Genomic DNA, 20,298 nt, shown 5'->3' on the forward strand with positions numbered 1-20,298 from the left:
CCCCTGGTCTGGACCGCGACCGCAGACTCAATCCTCAAAAAAGTAGCCCGCGGCCGCGTCGCCCTCGAATCCATCAAACAAAACTGAGACACACCACTAGCTGGGTGATGCGGACGTCATGGGAGGACGACGGCGATCGGCGCGCCTGGCGCCGCCACGCGCTCGAGTTCACGCACGACGTCGTCCGCCTCCTCGGCGGTGAGCCCCGCCAATGCCTGCACCGCCCACACGGCCGGAAAGACACTGTCCGCAAACGGCAGGCGTGCGGGTTCCGCCACCGAGACGCTCAGACGGCGGGAAACGGCATAACGGACGTTCCCGTCGAAAGGATCCACGCCTGTGTAGTGGATACCCGCCCGGACGAACCTGATTCCGTCGTCGCCCGGGCCGCAGCACACGTCCAAGACTGCGTGCCGCCCCTGGGCCTTGAGCAGGGCGATGAAGGGTTCCAGTGAGGTTTCGGTTAACAGAGGCATCGTGTTAACCAGTCTCAGTTAAATCACGACCGGTGTGAACCGCAGGCCGTTTCTGTCAGGCCACAGTCAGTTGAAAACGACGGTCCGGTTGCCGCCCAGGAGCACGCGGTGCTCGGTGAGCCACTGCACTGCCTGGGCGAGGGTGCGGTCCTCAACATCGCGGCCCATCTGCACGAACTGCTCGGGAGTGCGGGCATGGTCCACGCGGATCACTTCCTGCTCGCTTGGCGCCCTTGAAGGACGGCAGGAACATGGGCAGCGGTCGCCGCGATCGCAACCAGGTAGCAGCAGGCGTCGTTATAAGCGCTCAAAACGACACCTGCTGCTACCTAGCGGTCAGGCGGAGCGCGGAGGATCAGGAACTGGTAATGCTGCGTCCAGTGGCCGGCGCCAGGGCCGGACTCGGCGCCGGTGCCTTCCGGCCACGTGACGAATTCCTCAATCTCGCCGTGACGGCCGAAGATCTGCCGCAGCGCGGCGTCGCTTCGACGGCTGAAAAAGCGCCGCGGCAGGATCCGGTCTTCGGGGTTGAGTACCTCTTCGTCCTCCCCGGACCAGAGGCCGACGGCGATCGGCGCACCCGGCGCGGCCACCCGCACGAGTTCACGGACGACGTCGTCGATGTCCCGGTTGGGGATGTGCAGCAGTGTGCTCATGCTCCACAGCGCAGGGAACACGCCGTCGGCGAAGGGAAGGTTGCGGGCGCTGGCAACCGAGACGTTCAGGCCCTTGGCTGTGGCGATCCGCGCGTGCTCTTCGGACAGGTCAACGCCGGTGTAGTGTATACCCGCCTGGACGAACTTCAGCCCGTCGAGCCCCGGGCCAGTGCCGATTTCCAGCACGGCGTGCCTGCCCTCGGCCTTCAGCCGGGCGATGAATCGCTCCCGCTGCTCCGCACGCTGTGGGGTCAGCGGATGCTCCGGGTGCAGGACCGCGCGCTGGTTGTAGAACGCGGCCAGCCTGTCCTCGCCGCTGTCCTGCGGAGCGGGGTCCTCCCCGGCCGGCGCCACGTCCTGCTCCCCGGATCCTGGTTACACGGGCGCTAGTTAAAGACCACGGTCCGGTTGCCGTCCAGCAGCACCCGGTGCTCGGCGTGCCACTGCACCGCCTGGGCGAGCGTTCGCCCCTCCACGTCCCGGCCCATCTGCACAAACTGCTCCGGAGTGCGCGCGTGGTCCACGCGGATCACTTCCTGCTCGATGATGGGGCCTTCGTCCAGCGCCGCGGTGACGTAGTGCGCGGTGGCGCCGATCAGCTTCACGCCGCGGGCGTGGGCCTGGTGGTAGGGCTTGGCGCCTTTAAAGGACGGCAGGAAGGAATGGTGGATGTTGATGGCTTTGCCGGTCAATTCCGTGCACAGTTCGTCGGAGATGATCTGCATGTACCGCGCCAGCACGGTCAGTTCGATGCCTTCCTCAGCGATGATCTTCCGCAGCTGGTCCTCGGCCTGCACCTTGGTGTCCGCGGTGACCGGGATGTAGTGGAAGGGAATGCCGTAGAACTCGGCCAACCCGGCGAGGTCGCGGTGGTTGGAGACGATCGCGGGGACCTCGATGGGGAGGGTGCCGGAGCGCTGCAGGAACAGGAGGTCGTTGAGGCAGTGGGCGGACTTGCTTGCCATGAGCAGCGTGCGGACCTTCTGGCCCACCGGGTGGAGGCTCCACTGCATGCCGAATGCCTCGGCAACAGGCTCCAGCGCGGCCTGGACCTCGGCCCGGGAGGCGGCAGTGGTGGCTTCCACGCGCATGAAGAACGTGCCGGTGGACTGGCTGCCGTACTGCTGCGAGTCCGTAATATTGCAGCCGGCCACCAGAAGGGCGCCGGCCACGGCGTGCACGATCCCGGGGCGGTCGGGGCAGGACAGGGTTACTACGTATGCTTTGGCGAGCTGGTCATCAATCACGAAGAACAGCCTACCCGCGCGGACGCCCGGCATTTGGTAGTCTGATGGGGTCGCAACTGGCGTTGGGTGGCTAACCACCAGGGAGCGGCATTCACGAAGACCACGGATCGTACGCCTGGGCCGAGGGTCATGTTATGCCGGCAAAGCGCCGCGCTTCCCCAAGTGCGCGTTTCCCCGGAGCGTTGCAGCGCCCATGCGGACAAGTGTCCGGGACGGGTCCTTTGGGCTTGTCATCAAAGGGCGCAGCAACGCCCCAGCCGGTAGCCTGACCTTAGCAGTGCCCATCCCTAGCCAGGAGTTCCTCGTGACTACTTCACCGACTTCCGTCAGCACTTCCTCCACCGTCAGCAACCAGCCGCTGGCTGAGCTCGATCCCGAGATCGCCGCAGTCCTGGACCAGGAGCTCGGCCGCCAGCGCGGCACCCTGGAAATGATCGCCTCCGAAAACTTCGCGCCGCGCGCCGTGATGGAAGCCCAGGGCTCCGTCCTCACCAACAAGTACGCAGAGGGCTACCCGGGCCGCCGCTACTACGGCGGCTGCGAGTACGTCGACATCGCCGAGCAGTTGGCAATCGACCGTGTCAAGGAACTGTTCGGCGCGGAATACGCCAACGTCCAGCCGCACTCCGGCGCGCAGGCCAACGCCGCGGCACTCTCGGCCATGATCACCCCCGGTGACAAGATCCTGGGCCTGTCCCTCGCGCACGGCGGCCACCTCACCCACGGCATGAAGCTCAACTTCTCCGGCAAGCTCTACAACGTGGCTGCCTACCAGGTTGAGCCGGACAACTTCCGCATCGACATGGACAAGCTGCGCGAGCAGGCCATCGCCGAAAAGCCGCAGGTGATCATTGCCGGCTGGTCCGCCTACCCGCGCCACCTCGACTTCGCCGCCTTCCGCTCCATCGCCGATGAAGTGGGCGCCCTCCTCTGGACCGACATGGCGCACTTCGCCGGTCTCGTTGCCGCCGGCCTGCACCCGAGCCCGGTGCCGCACTCCGACGTCGTCACCTCCACCGTGCACAAGACCCTCGCCGGCCCGCGCTCCGGCGTGATCCTGGCCAAGAAGGAGTGGGCCAAGAAGCTCAACTCCAGCGTCTTCCCGGGACAGCAGGGCGGCCCGCTCATGCACGTCATCGCTGCGAAGGCCGTGGCCTTTAAGATCGCCGGCACCGCGGAGTTCAAGGAGCGCCAGGAGCGCGTCCTCGAAGGCGCCAAGATCATCGCCGACCGCCTCAACCAGTCCGATGTTGCCGAGGCCGGCGTCTCAGTCCTCACCGGCGGCACCGACGTGCACCTGGTCCTGGTGGACCTGCGCAACTCGCAGCTGGACGGCCAGCAGGCCGAAGACCTCCTGCACTCCGTGGGCATCACCGTCAACCGCAACGCTGTACCGTTCGACCCCCGCCCGCCGATGGTCACCTCCGGCCTGCGCATCGGCACCCCGGCACTGGCAACCCGCGGCTTCGGCGCGCAGGAATTCACCGAGGTCGCGGAGATCATCGCCACCGCGCTGAAGGCCGGCTCGGGCACCGATGTCGAGGCCCTGCAGGCCCGCGTGGACAAGCTCGCCGCCGACTTCCCGCTGTACCCGCAGCACGAGCAGTGGTGACCCCGTCCATGGCGCAGACCGCGAAGATCCTTGACGGCAAGGCAGCCGCTGCCGCCATCAAATCCGAGCTGGCTGAGCGTGTCGCGGCCCTGAAGGCCCGCGGTGTAACCCCGGGCATTGCCACTGTGCTCGTGGGCGCGGACCCGGCGTCGCAGCTGTACGTGTCCATGAAGCACAAGCAGTCTGTGGAGATCGGGATGAACTCGATCCAGCGTGAGCTTCCGGCGGATGCCACGCAGGCCCAGGTTGAGGCCCTCATTGACGAACTCAATGCGGACCCCACCTGCCATGGTTACATCGTGCAGCTGCCGCTGCCCAAACATCTGGACACCGACGCCATCCTCGAGCGGATCGACCCCGCCAAGGATGCCGACGGCCTGCACCCGACCAATCTTGGCCGGCTGGTGCTCAATGTGAACGGCGAGATCACCTCGCCGCTGCCGTGCACGCCCCGCGGCGTTATCGAGCTCCTGGAGCGCAACGGCTACAGCCTCTCGGGCAAGCACGTCGTGGTGGTCGGCCGCGGCGTCACGATCGGCCGCTCGATCGGCCTGCTGCTAACCCGGCGGGCCGTGAACGCCACCGTGACGCTGACGCACACCGGCACCAAGAACCTCTCGGAGCTGCTGCGGCAGGCGGACGTCATTGTGGGCGCGGCTGGTGCCAAGCACATCGTCAAGGCTGCGGACGTCAAGCCGGGCGCGGCCGTGCTCGACGTCGGTGTCACCCGTGAAACCGACCCCGAGACGGGCAAGAGCAAGGTCCATGGCGACGTCGATCCCGCCGTTGCCGAGGTAGCCGGCTGGATTTCGCCGAACCCCGGCGGCGTCGGTCCCATGACCGTGGCGCTGCTCATGACCAACGTGGTCGAAGCCGCGGAACGCCACGCGGGTCTCGCTTAGCTGCTGCTGATCGAGCCCGGGGCCACGCCAGCCTGGTTACCCGGCGGTCGTGGCCCCAGGCTCAACCAGCGGGACCGTAGGGCGCCTACTCCTCCGGGAGTAGGCGCCCTGCGCCGTTAAGCAGACGACGATCAGCACCTCCGCGGCTAGGCTCGGACTATGCAGCGCCGTTTCCGTGGACCGCCCACCGCCGTCATCGTGATCGTGGTGGCAGTGGTCCAGGTTGTCGGCACGGTCTTCGCCTCCGCGAGGCAGCCGGACCACCGGCCCCTGGACGCGCTCGCCTTCGGCCTGCTGCTGCTGGGGCCCGCCGCATTGTCGCTGCGGCGGCGTGCCCCGCTGGTCATGCTTCCCGCCGCAGCAGCCGCCGTGGCGGCGTATCTGGCGATCGGTTACGCATGGGGTCCGGTGTTCCTGTCGCTGGCACTGGCCATCGTGTTCTCCGCGGCAGCGGGCAAGCGCTGGCAAACCTGGGCCGTGGCCGGAGCCTGCGGCGCGGCGCTGGTGGCCGTGTCGCTGTCGCGCGGTGATGATGCCGCCCTGCTCCGGGCCTTCGCCGGCACCGCGTGGCTGGCAATCCTGGTGCTCCTGGGGGAGGGCGCCAGGCTCCGGGGCGAACGCGTGGCCGAACGGCGCAGGCAGCGGGAGGCCCGGGAACAGGCGGCCCGCGACGAGTACCGCCTCACCCTCGCCCGCGACATCCATGACGTCGTGGCTCATTCGCTGTCCCTCATCAATGTCCGGGCTTCGGTGGCACTGCATCTGGGCGAGAAGGATCCCGAACAGTTCCGCCCTGCGCTCGAAGCAATCAAGGCCGCGAGCAAGGATTCGCTCGCCGAGATCCGCCAGCTCCTCGGCGTCCTGCGCGACGACGCACCGCTCCGCCCGGCGCCTCCGCCGCGGCTGTCGCAGATCCCGACGCTCGCGGACAACGCCCGGCGAACAGGCCTGGACGTGAGGCTGAGCCAGCCGGATCCGGACCTCGCCTCGCAGCTGCCCGACGCGGTCCAGGAGGCGGCCTACCGGATTGTCCAGGAGGCGCTGACGAACGTGGTGCGGCACGCCGGAGCCCGGCAGGCCGCCGTCGTCCTCGCCGTTCAGGCTGCCGGCACAGCGGCCGGCACCGGTGCCGGACTGCTTACCGTCACCATTGACGACGACGGCGCCGGCGCGGCCGGAGTGCCGGACGGCAACGGCGTGACGGGGATGCGCGAGCGGGCGGCAGCTTTGGGCAGCACGCTGGAGCTGGCTCCCCTGGATCCGGGCTGGCGTGTCCGGGCCGCGATCCCGGTGCCGGACGCGGACGCCTCCGGCTCCCGGACCGTGGACGGCCGGCCATGATCCGCATCCTGCTGGCTGACGATCAGACCCTCATCCGCGCGGGGTTCCGCGCCCTGCTGAACGCCGAACAGGACATGACGGTGGTGGCCGAGTGCGGCACCGGCCGTGATGCCGTGCGCCTGGCGTCCCGCGAACATCCCGACGTGGTGCTGATGGATATCCGCATGCCGGACGGCGACGGGCTCGAGGCCACCCGGCAGATCATGGCCGGCAAGGACCTTGCCGGCACACGGATCATCATCCTGACCACCTTCGAACTGGACGAATACATCGCCGAGGCCGTTCGCGCCGGCGCGGCCGGGTTCCTGGTGAAGGACACCGAGCCGGAGGAGCTGCTCCGTGCCGTGCGCGTGGTCCACGACGGCGACGCCCTGCTTTCGCCGTCGGTCACCCGCCGCATCATGGCCCAGCTCGCCGTGCAGTCACGGGCGGCGGCACCGCCTGCCTCCCTGGACCAGATCACGGAGCGCGAACGCGAGGTCCTGCGGCTGGTGGGCGAAGGCCTGAACAACGCCGAGATCGCCGAGCGGCTGTTCATCACACCGCTCACGGCAAAGACCCACGTCTCCCGCATCATGACCAAGCTGCTGGTCCGGGACCGGGCACAGCTGGTGGTGCTGGCCTACGAATCCGGGCTGGTGCGTCCGGGCTGGGCCGGCTGACGTCGGCCCGGCCTGACGACGCGGCCTCCTGACGGCGCAGCCGCGGGCATCCCGCCGGAGTACGCCGGCCGCCGAAGGTGACTCCCGACGGCGGACGCCAGGCGGGCGAAGCACGGCCAGACTCGATACAGAGCCGAAATACGGCCCGGTATTGAGAGTTTGGACGATTGAAATGCTCACCGACCTTGCCACCACCGTTACGGCAGCGGCCTCCCAGGTTCCTGCCGACCTCGCAGCCCATGGACCTTGGGACGGCGGCGGATTCTCGCCGTGGTTCCTGCTGTTCCCGCTGTTCTGGATCCTGGTCATCGGGCTGTTCATCTTCGTCGCCCGGCGTACCTGGCGGCGGAACCACGAATGGGCTACCACCCGCGGCGGGGAAAGCGTCCTGCGGGAGCGTTACGCACGCGGCGAAATCAACGAATCGGAGTACCGCGAGCGGCTTAAGGTGCTGCGCGGCGACCAAAAATAAGGCCGGTCCAGACACGCCTGCCAGGGCTACGGACAACGAATGGATTTTTCGAGACCGGGCTATTCCTTTGACCTCCTGCGCGTACTAGCTTAGGGGGGTGCCCGAACTCCATTCCGCTCAAGAAACGTCCAAGAAGCCTGTGCCCGCCAAAGCCGCCGGAGCCGCTCCGCCGCAGTACGTGATCACCGCGGAAAACCTGACCAAAACCTACGGCGACGTCACCGCCGTCGACGGTATTTCCTTCAGCGTTTCCGCGGGGGAGTCGTTCGGGCTGCTCGGCCCGAACGGTGCCGGCAAGTCCACCACCATGAAGATGATCGGCGGGGTGGCCCAGCGCACCTCGGGCAGCCTGACCATCATGGGCCTGGACCCCGAACAGCACGGGCCGGAGGTCCGCGCCCACCTGGGCGTGGTGCCGCAGCAGGACAACCTGGACGAGGAACTCAAGGTCCGGGACAACCTCCTGGTCTACGGGCGCTATTTCGGCCTGCCGATGAGCTACCTCAGGCCCAAGGCGGACGAGCTCCTGGAATTCGCGCAGCTCACGGACAAGGCCAAATCCAAGGTGGACGCGCTGTCCGGCGGCATGAAACGCCGCCTGACCATCGCGCGTTCGCTCATCAACGAGCCCCGCATCCTCCTTCTTGACGAACCCACCACAGGCCTTGATCCGCAGGCACGGCACATCCTCTGGGACCGCCTTTTCAGGCTCAAGGAACAGGGCGTCACCCTGATCCTCACCACGCACTACATGGACGAGGCCGAGCAGCTCTGCGACCGGCTCATCGTGGTGGACAAAGGCAGGATCATGGCGGAAGGATCGCCGGCCAGCCTGATCCGCGAGTACTCCACCCGCGAGGTCCTCGAGCTGAGGTTCGGCTCCGAGCGCAACGCCAGCATCGCCGCGGAACTCGAAGGCATCGGCGAACGTCTGGAGACACTTCCCGACCGTGTCCTTATCTACACGAACGACGGCGAGGGGGCACTGGAGGAAGTCTCCGGCCGCGGCCTGCGCCCGCTCACCTCGCTGGTGCGCAGGTCGTCGCTGGAGGACGTCTTCCTCCGGCTCACCGGCAGGAGCCTCGTTGACTGAGCCGTCTTTTACCGAGGACATGACGGGAAGTCCGACGGCGGCACCTCCTTTGCGTGCCCACTCGCCGGAGGTTTCCGCTGCCAAGGCCCGCCGGTGGGGCGCGTTCTACTACGCCGAGCAGGTCCTGCGCGTCATGAAGGGATACGGCTGGTCCATCTTCCTCTACAGCGTGGGGCAGCCCGCGGCCTACCTGTTTGCCATGGGCGTCGGCCTGGCCACCCTCGTGGACACCAACACAACCTCGGTATTCTTCGGCGGCGTGAGCTACATCGCCTTCATTGCCCCCGCGCTGCTCATCTCCGCCGCCGTCATGACGGCGGCCACTGAGTTCACCTTCCCGGTGATGGACGGCTTCAGATGGCGCCGGGTCTTCTACGGGCCCCATGCCTCCCCGCTGACCCCGGAGCAGATAGCGGGCGGACAGATCATTGCCGTGACCTGCCGCTTCCTGCTGCAGTCCGTCATCTACTTCGTCATCGTGGCGATGTTCGGCGCATCGCCGAGCGGCTGGGGCTGGGGATCCGTGCTGGTGGCAACGCTCGCCGGGCTGTCGTTCGGGCTGCCCCTGATGGCCTACGCCGCCTCCATCAAGGAGGACAAAGGCCAGTTCGCCATGGTCATGAGATTCATCGTGATGCCGCTGTTCCTGTTCTCCGGGACCTTTTTCCCGCTGGACACGCTGCCCGTGCTGGTCCGCTGGATCGGCTGGATCTCGCCCATCTGGCACGGCACCGAGCTGGGCCGTGTCATGACCTACGGCTACGGGGAATCCCCGGTGCTGACCATCATCCACGTCGTTTTCCTGCTCGGGCTCGCCTGGCTGGGGTGGGTCCTTACCAAACGCCAGTTCGTCAGGAGGATGGGGCAGTGACAGTCCTGACCCAGGGCCACAGCGTCACCGAAGAGGCGCGGAACCGGCGCTTCGGCCCGCTGTATTCCCGAAACGCCAGGGCAGTGATCGGTCGCGGGCTGATGGCCACCAAGAGCAGCAACTGGATGGTCATGCTGTCCGGGTTCTTCGAGCCCGTGCTGTTCCTCCTCTCCATGGGAGTCGGCATGGGCGCCGTGGTGGGCTCCGTCCAGGGCCCGGGCGGCCAGGAGATCAGCTACGCGGCCTACATTGCGCCCGCCCTCCTCGCCGTCTCCGCGATGAACGGGGCGGCGTACGACTCGACCTGGAACGTCTTCTTCAAGATGAACTTCGCCAAGCTCTACCAGGGCATGCTCTACACCTCGCTGGGACCTCTGGACGTGGCGATGGGAGAGATCTTCCTGGCGCTGCTGCGCGGGCTGTTGTACGCCACAGGGTTCACCGCCGTCATGGGCCTCATGGGACTGATCACCACGCCGTGGGCCCTCCTGATGGTTCCCGCCTCGGTCCTCATCGCCTTCGGCTTTGCCAGCTTCGGCATGGGCATCACCAGCTTCATGAAGACGTTCCAGCAAATGGACTGGATCAACTTCATCATGCTTCCCATGTTCCTGTTCAGCGCCACCTTCTATCCGCTCAGCGTGTACCCGGAGTACATCCAGTGGCTGATCCAGGCGATGCCCCTGTGGCACGGCGTTGAGCTGCTGCGCGAGATCAACTCGGCCACCTTTACCTCGGCAACCGCCATCCACATCGGCTACTACGTGGTGATGATCGTGCTCGGGCTCATGCTGACCACCGGCAGGCTGAGGAGCCTGTTCCTCAAGTAGCTGTCCTCTCGTTGTCCGCGACCCGCTGTTCGCCGGGGGTGGAAGCGTGCGGAGCCGGGTCCGCGGGTTTGAGACAATAGCTGCATGCAATCTCTTGGCAGCCCCAAATCTTCGTCCAACCCGGCCAAGGGCGGATTCTCCATGTTCCGCATCAGCGGCCCCGGCCTGATGGTCCTGGTCACGGCGTTCGTGGTGGCCGTCATCTTTGCCGCCAACCAGAACGACGTCGTGGGCTGGGTCGTGGCCGTCATCGCACTGTTCTGGCTGCTGCTGGCAACCTTCGTGGTTTTCAGTATCCAGAAGGCCGCCAGGAGGGCGGGGGCGAAGCTCAACGAGGCGCACAACGCGTTCAACGCGGCTGCCGGGCGCGCGCCGTCGTCGGGCAGTGCGGACCATGGGGGCACCCGCCTGGTGAAGTCGCGCAGCGAAGCCGACGAAGTCCGCGACATGAAACTGGACCACTCCTTCAAGATCGTGCAGGTCCAGGTGCGCGTGGTGGAGCAGGAACGTGCCAAGGGCGCCGCCGCGGACCAGGACACCATCCGCCGTGCCCTCGAGACCATCGAGATCACAGCCACCAACGCCCGTGACATGATCAAGTCCTCCGGCGACTCCGGTGAGCCCGTGACCGGAACCATCATCGACTAGAGTGGAACGGGTGAGCTCGGCATTGAAGAAGGACCACCTTCGCATCGCAACAGTCAACGTAAACGGCCTTCGCGCTGCCTATAAGAAGGGCATGGCCGAGTGGCTGGCACCCCGCGAGGTGGACATCCTTACCCTGCAGGAGGTCCGCGCGCCTGACGCGATCGTCCACCAGCTCATCGGCGAAGGCTGGCACATCCTGCACGCCGAGGCCGAGGCCAAGGGCCGCGCCGGCGTCGCCATTGCCTCCCGGGCCGAGCCGGTGGCCACGCGCACGCACATCGGCGATGACTACTTCGCTACGGCGGGACGCTGGGTGGAAGCGGATTTCCGGGTCACTGACGCTGCGGGCAATCCTGCCCAGCTGACCGTGGTGAGCGCCTACGTCCACTCCGGCGAGGCAGACACCCCGAAGCAGGTGGACAAGTACCGTTTCCTGGACGTCATGACCAGCCGCCTGACCGAACTGTCCAAGCACAGCGACCACGCGCTGGTCACGGGGGACCTGAACGTCGGCCACACCGAGCTGGACATCAAGAACTGGAAGGGCAACGTCAAGCGTGCGGGCTTCCTTCCGGAGGAGCGTGCCTACTTCGACCGATTCTTCGGCGAGGAAATCGGCTGGAAGGATGTTCACAGGGGCCTGGCGGGTAACGTCAACGGCCCCTACACTTGGTGGTCGCAGCGCGGCCAGGCCTTCGACAACGACTCGGGCTGGCGCATCGACTACCACATGGCCACCCCGGGCCTCGCCGCCGCAGCAGTTTCGGCCGTCGTGGACCGGGCTCCCTCGTGGGACACACGTTTCTCTGACCATGCACCGCTGGTAGTGGACTACCAGCTCTAGTCTTAAGGCCTCGACGAATGACCTCCAGCCCAACCGTGACTGACGCCGCAGCTTCCGAGCAGCCCGTTGCCGGAATCCAGCAGGACGCCGGAATCCGGCACCGCATCCTGTCGGGAATGCAGCCTTCCGCTGACTCGCTGCACCTCGGCAACTACCTGGGCGCCCTCGTGAACTGGGTGCGGATGCAGGACGAGTACGACGCCATCTTCTTCATCCCGGACCTGCACGCCATCACCGTCCCGCAGGACCCCGCCGAACTTGCCCGCCGCACCCGAGTCACGGCGGCCCAGTACATTGCCGGCGGCGTGGACGTGGACAAATGCACGTTGTTCGTCCAGTCCCAGGTGCCCGAACACGCCCAGCTTGCCTGGGTCCTGAACTGCATCACGGGCTTCGGCGAGGCCTCCCGCATGACGCAGTTCAAGGACAAGGCGCTCAGGCAGGGCTCGGACCATGCGAGCGTGGGGCTGTTCACCTACCCCGTTCTCCAGGCCGCGGATATCCTGCTTTACCAGCCGCACGGTGTGCCTGTGGGCGAGGACCAGCGGCAGCACGTGGAGCTCAGCCGCGACCTCGCCGCCCGGTTCAACACCCGGTTCGGCAAGACGTTCACTGTTCCCGAGCCCTTCATCCAGAAGGAATCGGCGAAGATCTACGACCTGCAGCTCCCCACCGCCAAGATGTCCAAGTCCTCGGAGTCTCCGGCTGGCCTGATCAACCTGCTCGATGACCCCAAAGTCACCGCCAAGCGGATCAAATCGGCCGTGACCGACGCCGAGACCGAGATCCGGTTCGACCGCGAGGCCAAGCCGGGCATCTCCAACCTGCTGACCATCTACTCCGCCATCACCGGCCAGAGCGTGGAGCAGCTGGTCAAGGCCTACGAAGGCAAGATGTACGGCCACCTCAAGGTGGACCTGGCCGAGGTGGTGACCGAGCACCTGACACCGATCCGCAGCCGCGCCAACGAACTGCTCGCAGACCCCGCAGAACTGGACCGTCTCCTTGCACTCGGGGCGGACAAAGCGCGCGGGATTGCGTCGGCCACCCTGCAGGACGTCTATGCCAAGGTCGGATTCCTTCCATATGCCGGAGCCCGCTAGACCGATGCCCGCTCCCACGCCCGCCAACAGCGGAGTCAGCAACGGAATGAGCCTCGGGGTCATTCTGGGCTTCCCCCCTGAGATCGCGGAGGAACTGCAGCGATGGCGGGCGTCCTTCGGGGACCCCATGGCCACGGTCATTCCGGCCCACATCACCCTCGTCACCACCACACCCACGCAGGACTGGGAGACGGCCCGGGACCACGTCCGCGAGGTGGCCCGCACGCAGGCCCCGTTCATGGTCACCATCGCCGGAACGGGCTCCTTCAGGCCCGTTTCGCCTGTCGTGTTCATCAACGTGGAGGAAGGCTTCGGAGCCTGCGTCGAACTCCACGAAAAGCTGCAGACCGGGCCGCTGGAACGCGAGCTGCCGTTTGCCTACCACCCGCATGTGACCATTGCCCACGACGTCGCTCCGGAGAGCCTCGACGAGGCCGAAACCGTGCTGAAGGAGTACAGGGCGACCTTCCCCGTGGTTAGCATGGGACTCTACGAGCACGACACAGACGGTATTTGGCAGCTACGGGAAGAGCTTGACTTTGGTACCGAACCAGACGGCGAACGAGACACCCTCCGGGCTGCGGACGCCGACGGAGCAGCCGCTACCCACTGAACGTGCCCGCCTCAAGCTCGAAGTCAGCCGCAAGCAGATGGAGTGGGGCAAGACGCGCAGGTCAGGCGCCGGCCCCATGGCCCAGGCGATGGCAATGTTCCAGTGGCTGCTCGCCCGGCTGAACGCGTTCCGGCCCATGCGGGCCTGGCAGCATTACACGCTCCAGCACGGCCCGCTGATGAGCGCCGGCATCGGGTTCAACATGTTCTTCTCCATCACCGGCCTGCTGACCACCGGATTTTCCATCGCCGGGCTGGTGCTCCGCGGCCAGCCGGTACTTTTGGACCGGATCATCGCCAGCGTCTCGGAAAGCGCGCCGGGCCTGCTCAAGGTCAACGGCGGCGACGGGCTGGTGGATCCGAAGGACCTCCTCAACCCTGATGGCCTCGGCTGGACCGCAGTGATCGCCGCCGCCGTCACGGTGATCACGTCATTGGGCTGGATCGCCGGACTCCGCGAGGGCCTCCGCGGCGTCATGGTTCTGGGGCCGCTGAAACTCAACCCGGTGGTCATGAAACTGCACGACGCCGGAACCCTGTTGCTGCTCGGCGTCGCACTCGTCATCAGCTCCGGGGCATCGCTCGTCTTCGGAACCGCCGCCGGCTGGGTGATCGAGCAGCTCCGGATGGACCCTGCCGTGGCCGGGCCGCTGGCGGCGTTGATCAAGATCGCCGTGCCGCTGGTGCTCAACTGGATCACGGCAATCATCATGTTCAGGCTGGCAGGGGGTCTCAAGCTCTCCCGCCGGGCACTGCTGGAGGGAACCATCCTCGCCGGAGTCGGCACCGCCGTCCTGCAGGTGTTCAGCACGGAACTGCTGGCCGGCGCCGGACGCAATCCCATCCTGGCGCCGTTCGCGATCATCATCGGGCTGCTGATCTGGTTCAACCTCGTCAGCCAGGTGTACCTCGTGGCCGCGGCGTGGTCCGCCATCCGCGAGGAGGACCTGAAAGCCGCTCCGGCTGCCAAGGCAACAGGCTGGGGATCACGCCAGGTGCAGCCCGGAAAGACGCCCGTGGAGCGGAACCACCCGGCCGAGCACCCGCGCCCGGTGGGCGTTACCGCCCGGCGTCGAGGTACTGATCGGCCCACGCCGCGATAATCTTCGCGGCCCGGGCCGCCTGCCCCTTGCCGGTCAGCAGGTGGTCGCTGCCCTCGAGGGAGACGAAGCTGCGCGGGTGGCGTGCCGTCTGGAAGATGGTGCTGGCGTTCTCGATGCCCACAGTGTTGTCCGTGGGGGAGTGCAGCACCATCAGGGGCTTGTGCAGCCGCTTGATGCAGTCGGTGAGGTCGGCGTTTTCCAGGTCCTCCACGAAGTGCCGGCGGATCTCCACCCGCTTGCCGCCCAGGTCTACCTCGGCACTGCCTTCGCTGAGGATCTTGTCCAGCGCGGCGTCAAAAACGTGAGCCACGTGTTTCGGCGAAAACGGCGCCCCAACGGTTGCCACGGCGTCAAGTTCAGGGATCTCCGAGGCCGCCGCGAGGACGGCGGCACCGCCGAAGGAGTGGCCCACCAGCAGCGAAATCTGCCGGCCCCCGGCGCGCATGAATTCCGCGGCCCGGACGGTGTCCGCCACCTTGTGGCTGAAGGAGCCCTCGGACCACAGGCCCGCGGAATCTCCCAGCCCCAGGTTGTCGAAGCGGAGCATGCCGATCCCGCTGTCAGCCAGTGCCTTGCACATGCGCGACGCCGCGGGGCTGTCCTTGCCCAGCGTGAAGCCGTGCGAGAACACGCCCCAGCCCTTCACCGGCCCGTCGGGCAGGTCGAGGAGGCCGGAGAGCGCCTCGCCGGTGGAACCTTCGAAGGTGACTTTTTCGGAGCGTGACATGACGCACCCTTTCGTTGGACGGGCTCTCTTGCGCTTTTCCGGAAACGACGACGGCGCCCCTCACCGTACGTTTTCCGTACGTGGTGAGAGACGCCGTCGTCCGCGGTGCCTTGAGCTAGATCTTGCGGGCGAGGATCGCCTGCTTGACTTCGGCAATCGCCTGCGTGACCTGGATGCCTCGCGGGCATGCTTCGGAGCAGTTGAAGGTGGTGCGGCAGCGCCACACGCCTTCCTTGTCGTTCAGGATCTCCAGGCGCATGTCGCCGGCGTCGTCACGGGAATCGAAGATGAACCGGTGGGCGTTGACGATCGCGGCCGGGCCGAAGTACTGGCCGTCGGTCCAGAACACCGGGCAGGACGACGTGCACGCGGCGCAGAGGATGCACTTGGTGGTGTCGTCGAACCGCTCACGGTCCTCCGCGGACTGCAGGCGCTCCTTGGTGGGCTCGTGGCCCCTGTTGATCAGGAAGGGCATGACCTCGCGGAAGGACTGGAAGAACGGTTCCATGTCCACGATCAGGTCCTTTTCCACCGGCAGGCCCTTGATGGGCTCAACGGTGATGGGCTTGGTCGTGTCCAGGTCCTTCAGGAGGGTCTTGCAGGCAAGGCGGTTGCGGCCGTTGATGCGCATGGCATCGGAGCCGCAGACGCCGTGGGCGCAGGAACGGCGGAAGGAGACGCTGCCGTCCACTTCCCACTTGATCTTGTGCAGGGCGTCCAGCACGCGATCCGTGCCGTACATGGTCAGCTTGAAGTCATCCCAGCGGGCTTCTTCGGAAACCTCGGGGTCGTAGCGGCGGACGCGCAGGGTGATGTCGAAGGTGGGGATTTCTCCGCCGCCTCCCACATGGGCAGGCAGCTCGATCTTTGAGGCTGGCTCAGCAAGTTCAGCGGACATATTAGTACTTCCTCACCATCGGCTCGTAGCGCGTAAATACAACCGGCTTGGTGCCAAGCCGAATCCCGGCAATGCTTTCCGCGGACCCGTCCGCGGGAGCGTGCTCGTCCTTGTACGCCATGGAGTGCTTCATGAATTTTTCGTCGTCGCGTTCCGGGAAGTCCTCGCGGAAGTGGCCGCCGCGCGATTCCTCGCGGTGCAGGGCAGCAACCGTCATGACCTTCGCCAGTTCCAGCAGGAAGCCGAGTTCAACCGCCTCAAGGAGGTCCAGGTTGAAGCGCTTGCCCTTGTCCTGGACGTTGATGCGCTTGTAGCGCTCCTCGAACGAGGCGATGTCCTTCAGGACCTGGTTGAGGGTTTCGGCCGTGCGGAACACCTGCATGTTGGCGTCCATGGTGTCCTGGAGTTCCTTGCGGATCTGGGCCACCTTCTCCTCACCGTTGCCGTTGCGGGCGATGTTGAGGAGCTCAATCGTGTAGGCCTCCGGGTCCTCCGGCAGTTCCACGAAGTCCGCCGTCTTGGCGTACTCGGCGGCGGCGATGCCGGCGCGCTTGCCGAACACGTTGATGTCCAGCAGGGAGTTGGTGCCCAGACGGTTGGAGCCGTGCACCGAAACACAGGCCACCTCACCGGCTGCGTAGAGGCCCGGCACCACGGTGTCGTTGTCCTGCAGCACTTCGGTGGTGATGTTGGTGGGGATGCCGCCCATGGCGTAGTGGGCCGTCGGGAACACCGGTACCGGCTCCGTGTAGGGCTCGACGCCGAGGTACGTGCGGGCGAACTCGGTGATGTCCGGCAGCTTTGCGTCGATGTGCGCGGGCTCAAGGTGGGTCAGGTCCAGGAGGACGTAGTCCTTGTTCGGTCCGCAGCCGCGGCCTTCGCGGACTTCGTTGGCCATGGAGCGGGCCACGATGTCACGCGGTGCGAGGTCCTTGATGGTGGGGGCGTAGCGCTCCATGAAGCGTTCGCCCTCGGAGTTGCGCAGGATGGCGCCTTCGCCACGCGCAGCCTCGGAAAGCAGGATGCCCAGGCCGGCAAGGCCTGTCGGGTGGAACTGGAAGAACTCCATGTCCTCCAGGGGGATGCCGCGGCGGAACGCGATGCCCATGCCGTCACCGGTCAGGGTGTGGGCGTTGGACGTGGTCTTGAAGACCTTGCCGGCGCCGCCGGAGGCGAACACCACGGACTTGGCCTGGAAAACGTGCAGTTCACCGGAGGCGAGGTCGTAGGAGACCACGCCGGCAACGCGCTTCTGCTTGTACGGCGTGCCGTCCTCGCGCACGGCGTCTTCCTCGACGGTGAGGAGGTCCAGGACGTAGTACTCGTTGTAGAACTCGACGTTGTGCTTGACGCAGTTTTGGTACAGCGTCTGCAGGATCATGTGGCCGGTGCGGTCGGCTGCATAGCAGGCGCGGCGGACGGGAGCCTTGCCGTGATCGCGGGTGTGGCCGCCGAAGCGGCGCTGGTCGATGCGGCCCTCGGGCGTGCGGTTGAACGGCAGGCCCATCTTTTCGAGGTCCAGCACTGCGTCGATGGCCTCCTTGGCCATGACTTCGGCGGCATCCTGGTCAACCAGGTAGTCGCCGCCCTTGATGGTGTCGAACGTGTGCCATTCCCAGTTGTCTTCTTCGACGTTGGCCAATGCCGCACACATGCCGCCCTGCGCCGCACCCGTGTGGGAGCGGGTGGGGTAGAGCTTGGTCAGTACTGCTGTTCGCGCGCGCTGACCGGATTCGATCGCGGCGCGCATGCCAGCGCCACCGGCACCGACGATGACGACGTCGTACTTATGGACCTGCATACCAGACGCTCTTTCTCTCAAAATTCGCAATAAAACAACGGGCGGGCTGAAGCCGGCTCCGCAAAACAGATGCCCGCCGGACGGGGCGGGCAGCCGCGGTTTGCTACGCGGGGCAGAAGCCGCCGGGGAGCTGGACGCCGTTCACGACCGGGCACGGGTTGAAGGTGAAGATCACCAGGGTGCCAAGGATGATGATCACGGCAGCGGCGGTGAAGAGGACCATCTTGAGCCAGAAGCGGGTGGAGTCCTTCTCGGCGTAGTCGTTGATGATGGTGCGGACGCCGTTGGTGCCGTGCAGCATGGCGAGCCAGAGCATGGCGAGGTCCCAGAACTGCCAGAACGGGTCAGCCCACTTGCCGGCCACGAAGCCGAAGTCGATGGCGTGAATGCCCTCGCCCACCAGGAGGTTCACGAAAAGGTGGCCGAAGATCAGGACAACCAGCACCACGCCGGAGAGCCGCATGAAGAGCCACGCCAGCATTTCGAAGTTGCTGCGGGAGCTGCCGCCGCGGCGGTACTTCGGAGCGATGGTGCTGCCGCTGCGCGGGGACTGGATCTGCGTTGCAGTCATGGCTTAGTGACCTCCGAGTGCGAGGGACAGGTGGCGGATGGCGAAGGCCACGATGGTGACGATCCAGAGGCCCAGCACTACCCAGAGCATCTGGCGCTGGTATTTGGCACCCTTCTTCCAGAAGTCGACGGCGATGATCCGCAGGCCGTTGAAGGCGTGGAACACAATCGCTGCGACGAGGCCCGTTTCACCCAGGGCCATCAGCGGGTTCTTGTAGGCACCGATCACAGCGGTGTAGGCCTCCGGCGACACCCTCACGAGGGAGGTGTCCAGCACATGGACCAACAAGAAGAAAAAGATCACAACACCGGTAATACGGTGTCCAACCCAGGACCACATGCCTTCACGGCCGCGGTACAAGGTGCCAGCTGGTTTCGTCGGCACTGAATAAACCTCCCTGCAACACAGCGGCGCTGGCGTGGGATCCACGCGGGGGGAACGCCTACTGCGAGAGCACTCGTAGCTCAGGCCTAAATCTAGGCTTCGCTCACAGCTTATTCAATTCAGGCGGTCCTACGTGACCACGTACTGTACGGTTTTTGGCGAAATTTGAGACGAACGCCACATCCGGTTCCCACTGTGTCCGCGGCGCCGGTGGCGTCGCGGGGGTCTGGCCGGGGTCGTCGGCTAAAGTAGGCCGTGATGAGTAAAGACAAAGTGACAAGCCAGGATTCACCGCTCAGCCGCTTTATTGCTGTGATTCCTGCAGGTGGTGTGGGGACCCGCCTCTGGCCTCTGTCACGTGCAGCAGCTCCCAAATTCCTTCATGACCTCACCGGCTCGGGGAGCACGCTTCTGCGTGCCACCTACGACCGGCTCGAGCCCCTTGCGGGCAATCGCGTCCTGGTTGTCACCGGAACTGCGCACCGGGCGGCCGTCTGCCGTCAGCTGCCGGAGGTCCAGGACGGCGACCTCGTGCTGGAGAGCGAGCCGAAAGACTCCGGGGCGGCCATCGGCCTGGCCGCAGCCATCCTGCACCAGCGCGATCCGGACATCATCATGGGCTCCTTCGCCGCCGACCAGGTGATCAGCCCGGACGAGCTCTTCCAGGATGCCGTCCGCGAAGCCATTCACACGGCGGCGGCAGGCAAGATCGTCACCATCGGCATCAAGCCGACGCACCCGTCCACGGGATTCGGCTACATCCGGTCCGGCGCGTCGCTTCACATTCCCGGAGCGCCCAGCGCCCAGGCGGTGGTGGAGTTCGTCGAAAAGCCGGACGAGGACGTCGCCCAGCAGTATGTGGACAGCGGCGAATATGTATGGAACGCCGGCATGTTCGTGGCTCCCGTTGCCCTCATGCTCAAGCACCTGGAAGCAAACCAGCCCGAACTGTTCAACGGCCTGCAGGAAATCGCCGAGGCCTGGGACACGCCGCATCGCGACGAAGTCACCGCCCGCATCTGGCCCACGCTGCCCAAGATCGCGATCGACTATGCGGTGGCCGAGCCCGCGGCGGCCGCCGGGGACGTCGCCGTCGTGCCCGGAACGTTCCGCTGGGACGACGTCGGCGACTTCGCCTCCGTTGGCCGGCTCAACAGCGCCAAGGAAGTGGACGAGGTGACTGTCCTCGGCGAGGGCGCGCGCGTCTTCACCGAAAACGCCAGCGGCGTGGTGGTCTCGGACACCAAGCGGGTCATTGCGCTGATCGGGATCAAGGACGTGGTCATCGTGGATACCCCTGATGCGCTGCTGGTCACCACCAAGCAGCACGCCCAGCGGGTGAAGCAGGCCGTGGACGCGCTGAAGGCCAGCGGCGACACCGACGTCCTCTAGCAGTCCGTAACGCGGCGAAGGCGATGCCGCTATTCTTTCGGCCCTCGCTACAG

The 20,298-nt window shown here is 66.1% G+C and carries 22 protein-coding genes and 1 pseudogene; 14 read left to right on the top strand and 9 right to left on the bottom strand.

From position 1 onward, the window contains the following. Positions 1-116: 116 nt before the first annotated feature. The 4 genes and pseudogenes from ASG92_RS13425 to purU (ASG92_RS13435) all read right to left on the bottom strand — a co-directional run bounded on the left by ASG92_RS13425 (position 117) and on the right by purU (ASG92_RS13435) (position 2,379). Positions 117-476: a class I SAM-dependent methyltransferase gene (locus ASG92_RS13425; RefSeq protein ID WP_056629168.1), complete on the bottom strand. Its 360-nt coding sequence runs from the start codon at positions 474-476 to the stop codon at positions 117-119. Positions 477-542: 66 nt separating this feature from the next. After that, positions 543-748, bottom strand: a pseudogene (gene purU / locus ASG92_RS27370) (formyltetrahydrofolate deformylase); the annotation flags it as partial. A gap of 57 nt (positions 749-805) precedes the next feature. Next, a complete protein-coding gene (locus ASG92_RS13430; RefSeq protein WP_056629171.1) occupies positions 806-1,486 on the bottom strand; it encodes a class I SAM-dependent methyltransferase in 681 nt (226 codons plus the stop codon). A gap of 32 nt (positions 1,487-1,518) precedes the next feature. Continuing rightward, a complete protein-coding gene (purU, locus tag ASG92_RS13435; protein ID WP_056629617.1) occupies positions 1,519-2,379 on the bottom strand; it encodes a formyltetrahydrofolate deformylase in 861 nt (286 codons plus the stop codon). A 304-nt stretch (positions 2,380-2,683) separates the two neighbouring features. Between purU (ASG92_RS13435) and glyA the strand changes: the two genes are divergently transcribed. The 13 genes from glyA (at position 2,684) to ASG92_RS13500 (ending at position 14,472) form a co-directional block, all read left to right on the top strand. Then, complete coding sequence (gene glyA, locus ASG92_RS13440; RefSeq protein WP_056629173.1) at positions 2,684-3,991, top strand: serine hydroxymethyltransferase; 1,308 nt, start codon at positions 2,684-2,686, stop codon at positions 3,989-3,991. An 8-nt stretch (positions 3,992-3,999) separates the two neighbouring features. Further along, positions 4,000-4,893, top strand: a complete 894-nt coding sequence (locus ASG92_RS13445; protein ID WP_056629619.1) for a bifunctional methylenetetrahydrofolate dehydrogenase/methenyltetrahydrofolate cyclohydrolase — start codon at positions 4,000-4,002, stop codon at positions 4,891-4,893. 159 nt (positions 4,894-5,052) lie between these two features. Further along, on the top strand, positions 5,053-6,234 hold the full coding sequence (locus ASG92_RS13450) for a histidine kinase (RefSeq protein ID WP_056629175.1): 1,182 nt from the start codon (positions 5,053-5,055) through the stop codon (positions 6,232-6,234). Continuing rightward, entirely contained in the window at positions 6,231-6,896 is a 666-nt protein-coding gene (locus tag ASG92_RS13455) for a response regulator transcription factor (RefSeq protein WP_056629178.1), read from the top strand. The genes ASG92_RS13450 and ASG92_RS13455 overlap by 4 nt, the downstream gene beginning before the upstream one ends. Before the next feature lie 172 nt (positions 6,897-7,068). Further along, complete coding sequence (locus ASG92_RS13460) at positions 7,069-7,368, top strand: SHOCT domain-containing protein (protein ID WP_157372219.1); 300 nt, start codon at positions 7,069-7,071, stop codon at positions 7,366-7,368. A 139-nt stretch (positions 7,369-7,507) separates the two neighbouring features. Further along, on the top strand, positions 7,508-8,461 hold the full coding sequence (locus ASG92_RS13465) for an ATP-binding cassette domain-containing protein (protein WP_056629179.1): 954 nt from the start codon (positions 7,508-7,510) through the stop codon (positions 8,459-8,461). A 19-nt stretch (positions 8,462-8,480) separates the two neighbouring features. Beyond that, positions 8,481-9,332: an ABC transporter permease gene (locus tag ASG92_RS13470; protein ID WP_056629181.1), complete on the top strand. Its 852-nt coding sequence runs from the start codon at positions 8,481-8,483 to the stop codon at positions 9,330-9,332. After that, positions 9,329-10,162 (top strand): ABC transporter permease, encoded by an 834-nt coding sequence (locus tag ASG92_RS13475; protein WP_056629183.1) that lies wholly within the window; start codon positions 9,329-9,331, stop codon positions 10,160-10,162. Before ASG92_RS13470 ends, ASG92_RS13475 begins: the two co-directional genes overlap by 4 nt. 84 nt (positions 10,163-10,246) lie before the next feature. Then, positions 10,247-10,810, top strand: coding sequence for a hypothetical protein (locus ASG92_RS13480; protein ID WP_056629184.1), 564 nt, complete (start codon positions 10,247-10,249; stop codon positions 10,808-10,810). Positions 10,811-10,820: 10 nt separating this feature from the next. Next, positions 10,821-11,654 (top strand): exodeoxyribonuclease III, encoded by an 834-nt coding sequence (locus tag ASG92_RS13485; protein ID WP_056629623.1) that lies wholly within the window; start codon positions 10,821-10,823, stop codon positions 11,652-11,654. A gap of 17 nt (positions 11,655-11,671) precedes the next feature. Further along, a complete protein-coding gene (trpS, locus tag ASG92_RS13490) occupies positions 11,672-12,757 on the top strand; it encodes a tryptophan--tRNA ligase (RefSeq protein WP_056629186.1) in 1,086 nt (361 codons plus the stop codon). 4 nt (positions 12,758-12,761) lie between these two features. Then, positions 12,762-13,370, top strand: coding sequence for a 2'-5' RNA ligase family protein (locus ASG92_RS13495; RefSeq protein ID WP_200951966.1), 609 nt, complete (start codon positions 12,762-12,764; stop codon positions 13,368-13,370). 37 nt (positions 13,371-13,407) lie between these two features. Beyond that, complete coding sequence (locus ASG92_RS13500) at positions 13,408-14,472, top strand: YihY/virulence factor BrkB family protein (RefSeq protein ID WP_082579497.1); 1,065 nt, start codon at positions 13,408-13,410, stop codon at positions 14,470-14,472. On the opposite strand, the gene ASG92_RS13505 is transcribed toward ASG92_RS13500, so the two are convergent. The 5 genes from ASG92_RS13505 to sdhC all read right to left on the bottom strand — a co-directional run bounded on the left by ASG92_RS13505 (position 14,429) and on the right by sdhC (position 18,853). After that, on the bottom strand, positions 14,429-15,199 hold the full coding sequence (locus tag ASG92_RS13505; RefSeq protein WP_056629191.1) for an alpha/beta fold hydrolase: 771 nt from the start codon (positions 15,197-15,199) through the stop codon (positions 14,429-14,431). The two genes, ASG92_RS13500 and ASG92_RS13505, sit on opposite strands and share 44 nt — an antisense overlap. Before the next feature lie 115 nt (positions 15,200-15,314). Continuing rightward, positions 15,315-16,097, bottom strand: coding sequence for a succinate dehydrogenase iron-sulfur subunit (locus ASG92_RS13510; RefSeq protein ID WP_056629193.1), 783 nt, complete (start codon positions 16,095-16,097; stop codon positions 15,315-15,317). 1 nt (position 16,098) lies between these two features. Further along, positions 16,099-17,898 carry a succinate dehydrogenase flavoprotein subunit gene (gene sdhA / locus ASG92_RS13515; protein WP_056629194.1) on the bottom strand — a complete coding sequence of 600 codons (1,800 nt, stop codon included), beginning with the start codon at positions 17,896-17,898 and terminating at the stop codon, positions 16,099-16,101. A 103-nt stretch (positions 17,899-18,001) separates the two neighbouring features. Next, positions 18,002-18,469, bottom strand: a complete 468-nt coding sequence (locus ASG92_RS13520) for a succinate dehydrogenase hydrophobic membrane anchor subunit (protein WP_056629196.1) — start codon at positions 18,467-18,469, stop codon at positions 18,002-18,004. Positions 18,470-18,472: 3 nt separating this feature from the next. Further along, a complete protein-coding gene (gene sdhC / locus ASG92_RS13525) occupies positions 18,473-18,853 on the bottom strand; it encodes a succinate dehydrogenase, cytochrome b556 subunit (protein WP_078030158.1) in 381 nt (126 codons plus the stop codon). 258 nt (positions 18,854-19,111) lie between these two features. Between sdhC and ASG92_RS13530 the strand changes: the two genes are divergently transcribed. Beyond that, positions 19,112-20,245, top strand: a complete 1,134-nt coding sequence (locus ASG92_RS13530; RefSeq protein ID WP_056629198.1) for a sugar phosphate nucleotidyltransferase — start codon at positions 19,112-19,114, stop codon at positions 20,243-20,245. Positions 20,246-20,298: the final 53 nt, after the last annotated feature.

Source organism: Arthrobacter sp. Soil736, from assembly GCF_001428005.1.
GTDB lineage: Bacteria > Actinomycetota > Actinomycetes > Actinomycetales > Micrococcaceae > Arthrobacter.

Bases quoted from the DNA above. Each gene is read 5' to 3' on its own strand.
- sdhA (WP_056629194.1), bottom strand. From the start codon at position 17,898: ATGCAGGTCCATAAGTACGACGTCGTCATCGTCGGTGCCGGTGGCGCT.
- trpS (WP_056629186.1), top strand. From the start codon at position 11,672: ATGACCTCCAGCCCAACCGTGACTGACGCCGCAGCTTCCGAGCAGCCC.
- ASG92_RS13455 (WP_056629178.1), top strand. From the start codon at position 6,231: ATGATCCGCATCCTGCTGGCTGACGATCAGACCCTCATCCGCGCGGGG.
- ASG92_RS13500 (WP_082579497.1), top strand. From the start codon at position 13,408: ATGGAGTGGGGCAAGACGCGCAGGTCAGGCGCCGGCCCCATGGCCCAG.
- ASG92_RS13450 (WP_056629175.1), top strand. From the start codon at position 5,053: ATGCAGCGCCGTTTCCGTGGACCGCCCACCGCCGTCATCGTGATCGTG.
- ASG92_RS13505 (WP_056629191.1), bottom strand. From the start codon at position 15,199: ATGTCACGCTCCGAAAAAGTCACCTTCGAAGGTTCCACCGGCGAGGCG.
- ASG92_RS13530 (WP_056629198.1), top strand. From the start codon at position 19,112: ATGAGTAAAGACAAAGTGACAAGCCAGGATTCACCGCTCAGCCGCTTT.
- ASG92_RS13510 (WP_056629193.1), bottom strand. From the start codon at position 16,097: ATGTCCGCTGAACTTGCTGAGCCAGCCTCAAAGATCGAGCTGCCTGCC.
- ASG92_RS13470 (WP_056629181.1), top strand. From the start codon at position 8,481: ATGACGGGAAGTCCGACGGCGGCACCTCCTTTGCGTGCCCACTCGCCG.
- ASG92_RS13460 (WP_157372219.1), top strand. From the start codon at position 7,069: ATGCTCACCGACCTTGCCACCACCGTTACGGCAGCGGCCTCCCAGGTT.
- ASG92_RS13520 (WP_056629196.1), bottom strand. From the start codon at position 18,469: ATGACTGCAACGCAGATCCAGTCCCCGCGCAGCGGCAGCACCATCGCT.
- ASG92_RS13480 (WP_056629184.1), top strand. From the start codon at position 10,247: ATGCAATCTCTTGGCAGCCCCAAATCTTCGTCCAACCCGGCCAAGGGC.
- ASG92_RS13425 (WP_056629168.1), bottom strand. From the start codon at position 476: ATGCCTCTGTTAACCGAAACCTCACTGGAACCCTTCATCGCCCTGCTC.
- ASG92_RS13445 (WP_056629619.1), top strand. From the start codon at position 4,000: ATGGCGCAGACCGCGAAGATCCTTGACGGCAAGGCAGCCGCTGCCGCC.
- ASG92_RS13495 (WP_200951966.1), top strand. From the start codon at position 12,762: ATGCCCGCTCCCACGCCCGCCAACAGCGGAGTCAGCAACGGAATGAGC.